The following is a 12760-nucleotide window of genomic DNA, read 5'->3' on the forward strand; positions in this document are numbered from 1 at the left end:
CGGAGCTTATGCCGGGATGACCTCGACAAAATCCTGGATCAGCGCAGAGGCTATATCGGCGTAAATGCCGCTATCCTCGTCGCCGCCAGTCCTGTCGATTTTCCATTGCTCGACGTAATCCACCGCCGTCCCCCTGGGGAAACGCGCCACGAGCAGTTTCAGCGCGCGCTCCAGGCCCAGCTTGTTGACCAGAGCCTTCCGAAGAAGGCGGTTCTGGGTGGTCGTATCCAGCGCCCACAGCAGCGTGGGCGCCAGATGGTTGTAGATGCGAAGCCAGTGGTAGTTGGTCTTGAGCTTCGCACCGATCACGAAAGCCGCGCCCATATTGGGGCGAGGCCCGTGAAGCTCTTGCAGCTGCTCAACCACGGCTTCCGAAAAGCCGAATTGATGCTGCAACTTCCTCCTGGTCGCGTTGTCCGTCGCGTCCAGCAGAACGATGGTCGATGCCAGTTCCTTGAAGGATTCAAAGTCATCGATCTTTTGCGAGGCCAGCATGATTTCCAGCCCCCACTTCCGGCCCTCACGCGCCATCACTTCAACCGCACTGACGATTGAAGGGGTGGAGCCGGTCTTGTGGAATTCATCCATGCAGAAGCGCTTTGGCGTCTCCGCAATGTCCTGAAAGCGCTTGCGCCAGTAGGTCTGATAGCGATCCCGCAGCTCGCCTTCGGGGAAAGACATTGCCGGAATGTCTTCCTCATTGCCGCTGATCTGGCGCAGGAAGAGCTGCGCCGCGATCATATACATGAGGGCGTTGTTGCGAGACACGCCGCGATCCTTGGACGATCCGCCCACTACAACATCGTTCAAGTCGATGGAGCAGATGCGAGCCTCGCCAATGTCCAGCGTCGTCGGGCGGGAGAAGATCGGGAACTGTTCGATAGCCCCGAGCAGGCGCAGGTTCGCGTCCTTGCAGAACTGCTCTCCATAGTCCTGGCGGAAGTCCTGTTGCGTGATGATCCTCGCCATGTCTTCCAGCAGCGGCGAAGCATAGCGCTGTGCGACCATGGCCTCACGGAACAGACCACGCGCGGCGAGAAGATCCACGATCTGCCACCAGCGCGTGGTCTCGCGCAGCGCGATGCCGAGATTTTCACAGAGCGCATCGATCTCCGGGCACATGCCCTCCTGCCAGCGCTTGGGCTGGCTGGAAATCTCAAGGTCCGAAAGCTGCGCGTAGAGCTGCTTGACGGCCGAGGCCACGAAGTCAGGGTTCGTGCGGCCGTTTTCGTCGCCAAGGATTTCGGTCGTGAACGCCTCGACAAATTGGCGCTCCCGGTCAGTAGGTTTGCGATTGCCCAATCCCAGCTCGAACGGATTGATGCAGGTCGTGCTGTCGTGCCGGTCGTTCTTGAGGCGAACGAGCAGCATCTGATGACGCATGTTGTCGGGAGCCATCGCCTTCACCAGCTCGATGAAACCCGAAGACGATGGGCCAATATCGACCACGCCGATGAAGGGCAGCTGCCCGCCTGGCGTGAACACCGCAAATTCAGCGTTGGTGCGGTTGAGGAACACCGACTTACCCGAGCCGGGCGGCGCGGAGATCAGCGTCAGCCAAAAATTCTGATCGGGCGAGTGCGCTTGCAGAGGGACAGGTTTCCCCTCCGGCGAGATCATCACCGATTGCCCCTTGCTGAAGAATGGAGCCGTCCGGTGGAAAGGAAACGACAACGCCATTTCCGTGACCGGCGCAACCGCACTGCGGGCAATCATCGCCCGCCGCGTCATGCCTGCACAGGTTTCCGCCAGCGCCCGCATCGGATCAACCGACACTTCGACCACAGTGGGGCTGTTCCAGCTCTCAAGAGCGCGAACAAGCCGAGCACGGCGCTGGGCCAGAACCTCGCGCCCCTCATGCGGCTCGATCCATGTCACGGCCATCATCCGGGCACCGACAAAGGTTTCCTTGTCAGCCTGCGCGAGCGCCTTCACCTCCATGTTCGCAAGCCGCTTCTGTTCATTCATCGGGGAGAGGAATGAGATCATGGTGTTGAAAATGTCCTGGACGGCCGAAATCTGGACGCCCCCCGCCAGATGGAGCGCGTAGCGCCAGGGAATATCCGCCTCGCCATGCCCATCGTATCGCTCAAGCCGCTTCGACAGCTGGTGGAAGAGCGGCATCTCGCGCGGGAATATCGAGGCATACACAACAGCATATGTGCGCCCCCCGAACTCGACCGACCGCATGTCAGAGGACGCCTTGCTCGCACTGGTCATGATCTGTTGCGCCAGAGGCGGCGCGAACAGACCCGACAGGTCTTTGGTCGCGTATTCCTTCAACTCGAAGAAATTGCGCTCGAAAGTGGTCTGGGGTGTCCAATCTTCCGAGGTTTCGTGAAACAGCGCGGCACGGCGCACAGCCGCCAGATCACGGCGAACGCCTTCCTTGGTCTCCCCAAGAATCTCGCATTTCAGCTGCGCAGAGCGCAGAGCATCGAGAACGCCGTTGACGAAGCCCATATGCGGGCCTTCCAGGTTGCGAACGGCCACAAGCGGGTCCATCGCATTCTTGGCGTTGATGCGGCCCCAGCTCGCCCGGTTCGCCGCGAATTCCTTGTTGGTTTCTTCCGCGTATCCAGCGCCGATGCCAGTCCAGCAGGCGACCAGGATTTCCTCGTAAACAACGCGCTCCTGAAGAACCCCAAGGGTTTCTTCGATCAAGACACTCGCATTGAGCCGCTTCGCCTGCGCATCGCGCTCGCGTTCACGGCGCATGGCTTCGATGTAGTCAGCATTGTTCTGCGAGCGCTCGAAGGTGATGCTGATCGAGTGGTTGGGTCCGCGCAACAGCGCCCCGATAGCCTGTGCAGCTATCGCAATTCGCTGCTGATATTCGCTCTCGGTCGCAAGGCTGTCGCAACCTTGGACGCGAATAACCGAGCAGTTTCCGTGATCGTGCGCGGTGAAATACGGCTTGCCACGCTCAAAGCCGTGCAGATCGCAGTATTCGTCGGAAAATGCCATCAGTGCCCCCCCTGGTCATCGACCAGCAAAATGTCCGGCAGTGTGTCGAAGGTCTTGGGATGGATCTGTTCCAGCTCTGCCGCCGAACAGCGAAGAACCCGGATCAGGGCGGTGCGCCCCACATCCGCCCGGCGTTCCAGCTCTGTCTCGATCCGGCGAACCACATCATCAGACAGGTTTCGGTGCTCCTGCTCTCCGCGCTCGATGCTGCGCCAGAACAGGTGCATCTTGCGGATCGCCGCCTTCGATGCAGCGCGATCCTCGGCCGTCATGAACTCGGCATCCCCGGCGACAACCGGCCCGGTGTAGTAATAACGCCGGGTCATGGCGCACCCATCGGGGACCACAGCAACGAAGCAAGCCCGTAGACCACGCCCGACACCGAAATCAGACCCGCGATCATCACAGCCAGGATGTGCCCGACCGGGAACCCTGCACCTGCCGGATCGCCTCCGCGCTCCCGCACATGCCGGAACATATTGATGAACGACACGAGCGAGAGAACCAGCCCGAAGACCGATGCGCCGAGAACGAGGACGCTGAAACTCAATCCGGCCCAGCTTGTCCAGCTCTGGAACACAGTGCCAAGATGCCTATCGTCTTCCATGTCAGCTCCTTACTGGACCTGCGCGAAGGGCAAGCCTTCGAGGAAGACGATGGAGAAGCCGAACCCTGCGGGGGCGGTGACGGTGGGCTTTCGGTTGAACCCGCGAGCGGCGTTAGAAGCCATCGCGTCCCCGATGGGCCGCATTGCTCCCATGCCGATCACGGCCCAATCGTCATCCGTGAACTTATCATGCGAGCTGTCGGTCGTGCTGCCGTCACCGATGATGATGACGTTTCCATCGTTTCCGCCAAAGCGATTATCGACAACGCGCTGTCCAACCTCGCCCACACCCTGAATCAAGCCAGACACCAGCAAAGACGAATAGCGGGACAGCGTGTGCTTGTTGACGTCCTTGAAGACCCCGACGCGCAGCTGATCGGCGCTGATCCCCATGGCCGTGATGGGGATCACCCGTCCGTCCTGGAGAATGAGGCGGTCGAACTCCATCACCGCGCTTTCGTTGGAAAGACGCAGGGTGCCCTGCACACGCGCACCATTCAGATATGCCGAGCTTGCGGGACCATAATCATGCAGTTGCGCAAACACCGGCAGCTGGGCAGCGTCGTCGCTGTTGAACCCATACATGAGCGTGGCATAGCGCTGATCGCCCGGCAGCAGCAGCGTCCCCACATCGAAGCTCTGCCCATTCCGCGCCGTATCGTAGATGCGGGAATTGTTGTCGATGGCGACCTGGGCGATCTGGTAGGGCTTGCGCCAGTCATAGTCTGCATCGTGTTCGCTCGTGACCGCCGCGAAGCGGTCATAGCCGAGCGCTGCATCCAGCAGCGAGCCTTCGATATAGGATGACGGCGTGTTCGGATCGATGGTGCGCAAGACACCGTTGCCTGTGGCTGGCGCTCTCGCATCGCTGCGGGTCGTTTCCGGCAGTGTCATGATTGGCGCACGGGATGCGCCATTGCCCGTTGCGGGCGCTGCCGGTGCCATCGACGGCGCAGCATCGGGCAGGCGCGTCACCGGAAGCCCTCCGGTGCTTCCACCGTCCCGACCTTCTTGGAACTCCATGATGGTCATAGGAACGCGCCCGTTCCCGCCATCATGGTTATAGCTGTTGATGGTGATGCCCTGCTGGCGGCTCCCGCTCAACAAAGCCCGGCGAAGCAAGTTGTCCGTGAGTGGATCGCCGCCTGTCGCGCCCGTTACCGGCGCAGCTTCTGTTCCTGCCGCTTCCGGCACTTTGTATTCGATCTCCGGTGCCCGGACCGGCTCAATTGCGGTTTCAGCCAGCGCCTCGGGAACGGGCGCTGCATCTTTGACCAAGGCCCCGGCCATTGGATCATGCTGATCCCCCGAACTGCCCTCCATCTGGATGACTGGCGGTGCGGTATAGCTCTGCAAGGTGCCACCGCTGTCCTTGATCGCCTCATCAGCAATATTGCGGTTGCTCGTCGCCCGACGAGCCGCTTCATCTTCGTCTGAAATGACCTGGAAGGGATCGGCGTTCGATTCCGGCAGTTGACGCGGCAAGGTCTGCTGGCTGACGCCGCCGCCGAAGTTTTCCGCGTCCGTGTTCGATGCCGCGATATTCATCACGACGATTGCGCCGAAAGCCGCGACGACACCGCCCGAAATGAGCAGAATGGTTTTCATGTTCGCCATGGGATCAACCTCCGATCAGTAATCGGCGGTCAGGGAAAACTCCCGACCACTCTGTGCATCCGCCACGATCAGGCTGTTAACGGGCTGGTTGTAGCGCCAGACATTCACTCCCCCGGAACTGCTGGACGCCGAGGCATCAGCAGTGGGGTTCACGGGGCGGTAGCGGCCACGCACATAGAGCTGGCCGTTGTAGATGTAGCCCTCGATATTCGGTGCGCCGAGCATCTGGACAAAACGAGCGCCACGCGGCGGGGTGCCATTGGCGAAATCGGTCAGAAACCGATCCGGCTGGAAGCCAGTGCGGTCCACATTGTTCCCCGCCAGAGCCGAGGACGCGGCAGTAGCATTTGCCACAGCCGTGGGGCTGCGCCCCGGAACCGTGACCGTCAGCGTCACATCGCGCTTTGCGGCGCTCTGATCCGTCCCAGGCGAAACCAGCAGAAGGCCGAGGGCAGCAGGAGCGCCTTGCAGCTTCACCGACATATTCGAGCTGCGGTCGCGGCAAAGCGACAGGTAGAGCATGTTGCCAGTGCCCTTTCCGGTCGTTCCGCCGTTCTGATCTTCGGCGGCACAGGCCGAGCCTCCAACCGACACCATGGACGCCTGATAAACGACCTCTTCAATCGGCCACGGATTGCCCGATCCGTCGATGAAGGCCACATCGGTAATGACGCCGAGGCCCGGATAGATCGGGGTGACGCCGCTTGTCGAGCGATCCACCGGATTGATCGTGAGGCGGCGCGAGGCGAATTCGGGCAAGGCATTCGTGACGCCATCGTTGACCTCGACCGTCACCATGGCATCGACCTGCGGCCGTTCCTCGGCCGACCCGGCCGATGCGGAGAAAATCACCGGCTGCGCGGCACCGCTCACTGTGACGTTGATCGTGCCGTTCGCCCAGAACTGGCAGGGGTAGATGTTGAGCGTATTGCCGTTACCTCCGGCCTCTCGTCCCTGACCACCACCCTGCCCGCCGCCGCCAGGCTGCGGGCAACCATTGCCGTTGACGGAAAAGACGTTCGGATCGTGAACGACAGAAACAATCGGCAACGGCCGGAAATCCTCGTCCACGAAATTGACCGCCGTGATAACGCCCTGCCCGAGGCGCAGCGGTTGCGGCCCCGTGGGGGTCGCGTTCGAGCGCACCCGCACCGCCCGCATTTGCAGATCAGGCTGGCTGGCATAGGAATAGCCGGAACGCGACTGATCGCGCTGGGCGTCCAGCGTTCGGTCGTTCAGCTCCTTCAACCGCGCCGCCAGCTCTTCGGGCGGCAAGCCCTGATTGGCAGCGAGGAAGGTTTGCAGCTCTTCGGCCGAAAGATTCAGATCCTGTGCGACGGCAGGCGCAGCCCCGAGCAGGGCAACAGCAATCGCAATGGCAGACACATATTGTTTGACCATCATGTTAATTCCTGCGGGCGTTGGTGTTTTGGACAGAGACAAAGCCGTCGATAGCGACCCCGTTGGGGTTGGCGGGCGTCGGGTCCACCCGCAAAACGGTCAGCTCGATGATGCGCCGTTCGGCGCGGTAGTCGGCCCCGAAGCGATAGGTGATCGTCAGGGGCACTTCGACCTTCCAGAACATGCGTCCGTGATCGATGCCGGTGGACTGGATCAGAGGCGGACCATCGGTGACAGCCGAGACGACATAGAAGTTGCGTTGCACCTGGCGCAGGATGTTGGATCGCGCAAAAGCGTCGATGAAATACCGCCCGCCGACCGGCGTGAAGTAATTCTGCACCGCGTAGGACAGGTTTTCGCGCCAGTTGATATAGTCATAGGTGTGAACGCTGATCGCGGCCCGAGCCGCGAAATCCGCCAACAGCGCCTGCGAGATATTCGGCTCCGTCAGCGGTGTAGCCTCGCAAACCGCCTTCGCGTCCTTCGTCCACATCCATTCCGTCTTCGGGTAGGAATTGAACGCGATGATAAGCGCGAGGTTGAAGAGCAGCGACACGGCCAGCGCAACGCCAAGCCCGACGAGCGTAATGATCGTGAAGCGCTTCTGCGAGCGCACATGATTGTCACGAATTTCGATCTGGGCGTGTGCGTCCATCGACTTCCGTCATCCTTCTATGGGAGCCAACGGCTCAAAGACTGGTGTCCGGGGAGTGATTGGTGCCTCGGCCGCAGCAGGCGCGAACTCCTGCCTTGCAGGTATGCAGCCGTAAGAGGAACCATCCGCGACATAGGGGATTTCCTCGATCCGCGAGAGCATCAGGGCGAAGAAGCCGCCTGCGCAGATAAGGGAAATGGCGTTTGCGACCAGCAGGCCGTAGGCCAGCGAGCGCAATGATGCGACCTGCATGATCCGCAACGAGGGTGGAACCGGCAGCTCCGGCTGCACAAGCGCGGGAAGCTGCAAAGGGAGCTTATCGTTCTTGCGCTTGCCGAAGAACATCACGAGCCATACGCCTCAAGGATCGTGGCAGCGTCATCGTTGTTGAAGCCGCGATAGAAGGTTGCCGTGCCATCCGCTCGCGGGATCACGAATGAAGGGACGGCAACCACATCGTTCGCCCCCTCATAGAGAGCGAACAGAATGGCAGCATTGTCTTGCAGCTGGCCCTGCGTTTCAGCGCTGCCCGTCGCAGCGGGAATCGCACCATCCACAACGGACTGGATTGCCGCCTGCCCTTCGAGGGTGCGCATCCCTTCGATCATGTCTGCGCCGCTTTTCAGATCGCCCAGCAGCGAGACGGGAATCCAATTGATGTTCGCCTTGCCGTTCAGCTCCTGCATCGCCCGCTTGCAGTAGGGGCAGCGCGGATCGAAGAAGGCGAATATCGGCTGATCTTGAGCAAGCTCGCCTTCGACCTTGAACGCGGTTGCCTGCGCCAGCGCTGCAAGCAGCGGAGCGACGGACTCTGCGTCTTGCAGGACTGGCGCGAGCTGCACCGGAACACCGTCCGCATTCAGAGACGGCGCGGGCAGCGGTGCCGGTGCCGGTGCCGCAATGGTCGGAGCCGCCGCATAAGGAACCGTTGGATATGCCGGAACGGGCTGGGTCGCGGGCATTGCCGGTCGCGCCGAGGCCCGTTCAAGAAATGCGACCTTCTGGGAAAGACTCCCAGCATAGAAGCCGCCTGCGCCCGCAATTCCAGCAAGGGCGACCGCGCCCCCGACCAGCAGGCCGTATTTGGTGTTGGACATGAAAAAACTCCCGTCTGACCAAGAAAACTATACTCGGCCAATCGAGAGTTTACAATCGGTTTTTAGATAGATTTAGCGTTTGCCGCTACGGGCGGAACCCCTGCCCTGGGTTGCGTTCCGGCCGAGCCTGGACACGCTTTTCCAGCTCCGTGGAATAGGACTTTTCGGAAATGAGGCGCTGCTTGGTTTCTGCCAGCTGATGGGCTGACTGGCGCATTTCCTCGGGTGGCACGAACATAGAGCGGTTTACCAGCGTGTCGAAATGCCGAGTGGCCGGATCGCTCCATACGCGGCTTTGGAACTGCGCGTTGTATTCGCGGCGAAGCCCGCGCCGGGCTTCCGAGTAGACCGTTTGAAACTCCGTTTCGATCTTCGCCTGGTCGGCCGCAGCGGTTTCAAGAAGCTGTGCCGCCTTGTCGTAGCTCTTCTCTGTGATCGCTGTCGCTGCTGCGCCGACAGCAACGGAAACCAGCCGTGCATTCTCACGGGTGGCCGCAACAGCCTTTTCCCAGATGGCTTCTGCCTTCATTTCCAACTGCCGGAACACAGCTTCCGGCGTAGCCGATTGCTCGAAACCCTTAAAGGCTGCGACCTCCATACCCTGCTCCGGCTGGCTGGCTTGCAACTGCGCTAAGATCTCCTGACGCTCTTCGCGCTGTGTGTCGGCCGCGAACAGAATCAGCGCTTGCTCAACAGCATCCCCGCGAACAGGTTCCGAGCGCAGATCCTCCGCTGACAGGTCACGCCGCACCAAGCCACGCTCCTGAAGGAGCTTCAAATAGGGTGACTCTGGCTGGATCGCCTGGTCAAAAAGGGCCTTTAGCGACGACGACATATGGCGCTCCGGTGCTTCTTCTCTTGTTCGCTCATAGGAGCAGTATCTCTATATGCTCTCAACTTGTGTTTAGATAAAGAGTTTAACCTGCGAGAACCCAACGCGCTATAGGCAGATTCGTCGCTTCCTCTTGTCTTTTAAGGCACGGAAGCGCTCACGAACGCGAACAAAAGTGCGTATCCCAAAGGCATGGCGATGCTCTTCTGGAAGCAAAATCGCACGGAAGCGGCGGCGCAACCGGCCCATAGGACCATGGCTGCATCCTGTGTCCCTTCCCGGCCGCTCTCAAATTTCATATCAACCAGCTCGCAGCCAAACAGTGCTGCGTCGTTCTCGCGGATGGTAGCAACCGGCGGCGCTGGGTATGCAGACGGTCGAACTCGCTCATAGTATTCACGCGCAACCGCATAGTAGATCGGCGCGAAAGTCTCGTTCCGATACCAGAAGTCGTTCACAACCATCGCAGCTGCGCCGTCCACGCCCTCATCGTCCGGGATCAGTCGGGGCGCGTTTGGCGCAATGAACTCCAAGGCGTCCATCGGCGCCAGACCATCAACAACCTCGGCAAGGCCGACCGCAACAATGTCGCAGGCGGCATCACCATCCTTGACGCTCATGATCTCGAAGACAGCCTCAAAGACCGCCGCCTCGAAAACCTCTAACGGACCCGCCATTTGTTGCCCTTCACGAACCGCGTAATCATCATTCGCACCCACTCAAAGGGTGTGATTTTCCACTTGGCATTCAGGTAGTAGATCAGCCCGGCGTAGATCAGCCAGCCGAAGGCCACCGGCTTGAACATCCCCAACCATGCGGCCGGGATCATCGCCGGAAGCCCGAGCAGGATCGAAGAGTGCAACCCCGCCACGGTCGTGGGCACCCCGGTAAAGCGCCACCGCTCCGAGACTAAGACGCTCTCGCGGTCAAACTCATCGTCGTCTCTCATAGTTTCATCCCTTTTCCTGCCCAGCGTCGGCCCGTCGCGCCGGTATCAACATGGGTGAATGTTCGGTAGCGCCCAAGCCCCGAGACATTCAGCGAAGACGCCATGCGGAACACGGCATCGGGTGGGAAGCTGCGCAGGTTGAAATCCCCTGCCCTGCCCGTGATGTGATAGGAGTTGCGAGCCGCGCCTTCGATAGTGGCGTTGCGCCGCGCCGTCCGGTAGCCTGAATTCATGTCGATCCGACACGGTGCCCCAGCATTCATCGACAGGTTGGTCTGGATGTTCGCCAGAAATGTGAACAGCATCGGGTCGATGTAGACGGCAGCATCCTCGTCGCGCCAATCCCGCCACAGCCAGGACAGGAGACGGATCGCCTGTGGCTCATAGTTAACACCATCCCAATGCCGGATGGTCAGCTCTTCCCCCTTCGCATTTTTCACCCAGATGCGGTCATATCCGACCTCATCCCACGGCGATGCTTCGCTGGGGCTTGGGAGGGCATAGGAGCCGAGAGCGGCAACGATGCCGAAGACGGCGCTGCGCCGCGACAGATCATAGGCCATTTTCATCCTCGCCATAGGTGCGGTAGAGCGTGAGGCGCATCCGGTCATCGATCCGACCGGCGTGATACGCCTCATCGATAGAAGCTCGCATTGGGCAAGCGTTTTCGGGGTTCTTCATCAGCTCGCGCAGAACCTCGATATGCCGGGAATATCCAGCCTCAAGCAGACGCTGCTTGTCGGCGTTCGTGAGGTAGATCCAATCGCGCAGCACAACCATTTCGCCGTCCGCGCCACGAATACGCGCCTGCGACATGAACAGCCTGGACGCATTCACCTGGGCCGCAAACATGCGGTCATGCTGGTAGACGGGGAAGTTCAGCACCAAGCGCTGGATGATCTCCAGGCAGCTGTTGGCGTGGGTGGTTCCAAACAGCGGGTGGCCCGCTGCGGCCACCTCATGCGCCGCTTCAATCGTCTCGGTATCCCTGATTTCCCCGATCACGATAAGAGACGGGTGACGGCGCAGCGAGTTACGAACGCCAGCGGCAAAAGACGGCAGATGCGTCCCGATTTCGGCCTGGTGAACATAGGAGTGCGCCGAGGGGATGGAGTGGAACAGGTATTCCACCGGAGCCTCATAGGTCACGATCTTGCCCTTGATCGCGGTATCGCCTTCGAGGATCTCGCGCTGGCAGGCCGCAAAGGTGGTCGATTTCCCCGATCCTGTCGGCCCGGCAATCAGGAACGATCCTTGCGTCACCGCGAACCGGCTGCGCAGCGCCTTCGGAAAGTCCACCTGATCCATGGTCAGCGGCACCGAGTTGATGCGGCGCATCGTGGCGTCAAAGCCAAGCCCACTGCCAGCGAACCCGCCCGTAATGTTCAGACGAAAGCGGTGCTGCAAAGGCTCACCGCTTTCGTCCTTCTCAACCGGATCATCTACGGTGATTGCCTTGTCGAAATCGGAGCCGCTTCCGACTTTCGCAATCACGTTGTCCGACCCGGTGATCTTCTTGAGAACCCGCTCGACCTGGCTCCCGTTCAAGGTGTAGCGCGTGACCGAGAGCATTTCACCCTTGTGCAGGGTGAGCACCGGCATGTCGGTGGAAATGAAAATATCATCCACCTTCATGCGGGCAAGAAACGCCAAGAGCGGAATGACCGCATCGGGATCAGACAGATGCGGCCCGCTGTAATCGAGAGGATTGCCAATCCACACGGTTAGGGCCTCCGAAACCGAGGGGCCACGTTGAGCCGCAAGGTGCGCTCGTTCTGGTGTGCCCGCGTTCCACCCTCGGTGACGCGCCACCGGCTGACTTCCGTGTTCAGATTCGGCAGCGAAACGACGCCTTGGCGCGACAGCTCGTGGTAGCGAAGCATCCCACCATAGTCGCGATTGAGGATGTTCCAGCCGGTCACAAAGCCGCGCCTGGCCTCGGTGATGCCAGCATACCAGCCGGTCGAAGCACCTTCGCGCCACGCCTCTTCTTCCTTTGCCGTCTCAACCGAAAGACCTTGTGGCGCGGCAATCGGCTGGATCGGCAATGTCAGGTATGATTGCCAGCGCGGCGGCTCCATCGCCAAGCGAGCATCCTTCACGATCTCGAAGGAGCTATTCGAGAAATAAAGGAGCTGGCCGGATGCCTCCTGGATATTGTTGATCCGGGTGATGACAGGCGGGATCACATAGGTCTGGATCATCAGCCTGCGGAAATTGAACCGTTGGTTCAGGTTCGACACATAGCGCCGCTGAACGATCTCGTTGATCCGCCGCGCCTCGTCGGCATAACCAGCGCGAATGCCAACGCCACGAGCTGCATCGTAGATCACCCGCAGCTTGGGATCGGACGGAACGAAGCTCTGCGTCCGGCGATAGAAGTTGCTGTTCGGGTTTACGATGTCGTTATAGCGCACGTTCGTGGACGGGGCGTTGACGGTGTTGAGGACGAACGACGACGATTCATCCTCCATGCCCCGGCAGGCGCTCTGCCGTCTTTCGTCAGGATCGGAGCAATCCGGCGCTGGGGCGACCAGCGGCGTCCCCGGCGTCGGCAGTTGTTGGGCGACCGCACCCCACCCGGACATGCAGGCGGCGGCGCAGGCGATGATGAGAGTGCGCTTGAGCATCATAT

Annotated in this window: 14 protein-coding genes; all 14 read right to left on the reverse strand. The window is 60.6% G+C overall.

Annotated features, from left to right (window positions below):
• Window positions 1–6: 6 nt before the first annotated feature.
• The 14 genes from ACK8OU_RS14280 to ACK8OU_RS14345 all read right to left on the reverse strand — a co-directional run bounded on the left by ACK8OU_RS14280 (window position 7) and on the right by ACK8OU_RS14345 (window position 12758).
• A complete protein-coding gene (locus tag ACK8OU_RS14280) occupies window positions 7–2967 on the reverse strand; it encodes a hypothetical protein (protein ID WP_410304094.1) in 2961 nt (986 codons plus the stop codon).
• A complete protein-coding gene (locus ACK8OU_RS14285) occupies window positions 2967–3293 on the reverse strand; it encodes a hypothetical protein (RefSeq protein ID WP_410304095.1) in 327 nt (108 codons plus the stop codon). The genes ACK8OU_RS14280 and ACK8OU_RS14285 overlap by 1 nt, the downstream gene beginning before the upstream one ends.
• Window positions 3290–3574: a hypothetical protein gene (locus tag ACK8OU_RS14290; RefSeq protein ID WP_410304096.1), complete on the reverse strand. Its 285-nt coding sequence runs from the start codon at window positions 3572–3574 to the stop codon at window positions 3290–3292. The genes ACK8OU_RS14285 and ACK8OU_RS14290 overlap by 4 nt, the downstream gene beginning before the upstream one ends.
• A 9-nt stretch (window positions 3575–3583) precedes the next feature.
• Complete coding sequence (locus ACK8OU_RS14295; RefSeq protein WP_410304097.1) at window positions 3584–5191, reverse strand: DotG/IcmE/VirB10 family type IV secretion system protein; 1608 nt, start codon at window positions 5189–5191, stop codon at window positions 3584–3586.
• Between the two features lie 15 nt (window positions 5192–5206).
• Window positions 5207–6595 carry a DotH/IcmK family type IV secretion protein gene (locus ACK8OU_RS14300; protein WP_410304098.1) on the reverse strand — a complete coding sequence of 463 codons (1389 nt, stop codon included), beginning with the start codon at window positions 6593–6595 and terminating at the stop codon, window positions 5207–5209.
• Window position 6596: 1 nt separating this feature from the next.
• Window positions 6597–7247, reverse strand: a complete 651-nt coding sequence (locus ACK8OU_RS14305; RefSeq protein WP_410304099.1) for a DotI/IcmL family type IV secretion protein — start codon at window positions 7245–7247, stop codon at window positions 6597–6599.
• A 9-nt stretch (window positions 7248–7256) separates the two neighbouring features.
• On the reverse strand, window positions 7257–7592 hold the full coding sequence (locus tag ACK8OU_RS14310; RefSeq protein ID WP_410304100.1) for a hypothetical protein: 336 nt from the start codon (window positions 7590–7592) through the stop codon (window positions 7257–7259).
• Window positions 7592–8344 carry a hypothetical protein gene (locus tag ACK8OU_RS14315; protein ID WP_410304101.1) on the reverse strand — a complete coding sequence of 251 codons (753 nt, stop codon included), beginning with the start codon at window positions 8342–8344 and terminating at the stop codon, window positions 7592–7594. The genes ACK8OU_RS14310 and ACK8OU_RS14315 overlap by 1 nt, the downstream gene beginning before the upstream one ends.
• Before the next feature lie 85 nt (window positions 8345–8429).
• Window positions 8430–9179: a hypothetical protein gene (locus ACK8OU_RS14320; RefSeq protein WP_410304102.1), complete on the reverse strand. Its 750-nt coding sequence runs from the start codon at window positions 9177–9179 to the stop codon at window positions 8430–8432.
• A gap of 137 nt (window positions 9180–9316) precedes the next feature.
• A complete protein-coding gene (locus ACK8OU_RS14325) occupies window positions 9317–9853 on the reverse strand; it encodes a hypothetical protein (protein ID WP_410304103.1) in 537 nt (178 codons plus the stop codon).
• Window positions 9838–10125 carry a hypothetical protein gene (locus tag ACK8OU_RS14330; RefSeq protein WP_410304104.1) on the reverse strand — a complete coding sequence of 96 codons (288 nt, stop codon included), beginning with the start codon at window positions 10123–10125 and terminating at the stop codon, window positions 9838–9840. Before ACK8OU_RS14330 ends, ACK8OU_RS14325 begins: the two co-directional genes overlap by 16 nt.
• Complete coding sequence (locus tag ACK8OU_RS14335; protein ID WP_410304105.1) at window positions 10122–10688, reverse strand: YcbK family protein; 567 nt, start codon at window positions 10686–10688, stop codon at window positions 10122–10124. Before ACK8OU_RS14335 ends, ACK8OU_RS14330 begins: the two co-directional genes overlap by 4 nt.
• On the reverse strand, window positions 10678–11847 hold the full coding sequence (locus tag ACK8OU_RS14340) for an ATPase, T2SS/T4P/T4SS family (RefSeq protein WP_410304106.1): 1170 nt from the start codon (window positions 11845–11847) through the stop codon (window positions 10678–10680). Before ACK8OU_RS14340 ends, ACK8OU_RS14335 begins: the two co-directional genes overlap by 11 nt.
• 2 nt (window positions 11848–11849) lie before the next feature.
• Window positions 11850–12758 (reverse strand): type IV secretory system conjugative DNA transfer family protein, encoded by a 909-nt coding sequence (locus ACK8OU_RS14345; RefSeq protein WP_410304107.1) that lies wholly within the window; start codon window positions 12756–12758, stop codon window positions 11850–11852.
• Between the last annotated feature and the right edge of the window lie 2 nt (window positions 12759–12760).

Source organism: Pontitalea aquivivens (assembly GCF_046507575.1).
Lineage (GTDB): Bacteria > Pseudomonadota > Alphaproteobacteria > Rhodobacterales > Rhodobacteraceae > Pontitalea > Pontitalea aquivivens.

Bases quoted from the DNA above. Each gene is read 5' to 3' on its own strand.
- ACK8OU_RS14320 (WP_410304102.1), bottom strand. From the start codon at position 9,179: ATGTCGTCGTCGCTAAAGGCCCTTTTTGACCAGGCGATCCAGCCAGAG.
- ACK8OU_RS14325 (WP_410304103.1), bottom strand. From the start codon at position 9,853: ATGGCGGGTCCGTTAGAGGTTTTCGAGGCGGCGGTCTTTGAGGCTGTC.
- ACK8OU_RS14295 (WP_410304097.1), bottom strand. From the start codon at position 5,191: ATGGCGAACATGAAAACCATTCTGCTCATTTCGGGCGGTGTCGTCGCG.
- ACK8OU_RS14315 (WP_410304101.1), bottom strand. From the start codon at position 8,344: ATGTCCAACACCAAATACGGCCTGCTGGTCGGGGGCGCGGTCGCCCTT.
- ACK8OU_RS14330 (WP_410304104.1), bottom strand. From the start codon at position 10,125: ATGAGAGACGACGATGAGTTTGACCGCGAGAGCGTCTTAGTCTCGGAG.
- ACK8OU_RS14310 (WP_410304100.1), bottom strand. From the start codon at position 7,592: ATGTTCTTCGGCAAGCGCAAGAACGATAAGCTCCCTTTGCAGCTTCCC.
- ACK8OU_RS14345 (WP_410304107.1), bottom strand. From the start codon at position 12,758: ATGATGCTCAAGCGCACTCTCATCATCGCCTGCGCCGCCGCCTGCATG.
- ACK8OU_RS14285 (WP_410304095.1), bottom strand. From the start codon at position 3,293: ATGACCCGGCGTTATTACTACACCGGGCCGGTTGTCGCCGGGGATGCC.
- ACK8OU_RS14305 (WP_410304099.1), bottom strand. From the start codon at position 7,247: ATGGACGCACACGCCCAGATCGAAATTCGTGACAATCATGTGCGCTCG.
- ACK8OU_RS14290 (WP_410304096.1), bottom strand. From the start codon at position 3,574: ATGGAAGACGATAGGCATCTTGGCACTGTGTTCCAGAGCTGGACAAGC.
- ACK8OU_RS14280 (WP_410304094.1), bottom strand. From the start codon at position 2,967: ATGGCATTTTCCGACGAATACTGCGATCTGCACGGCTTTGAGCGTGGC.
- ACK8OU_RS14335 (WP_410304105.1), bottom strand. From the start codon at position 10,688: ATGGCCTATGATCTGTCGCGGCGCAGCGCCGTCTTCGGCATCGTTGCC.
- ACK8OU_RS14300 (WP_410304098.1), bottom strand. From the start codon at position 6,595: ATGATGGTCAAACAATATGTGTCTGCCATTGCGATTGCTGTTGCCCTG.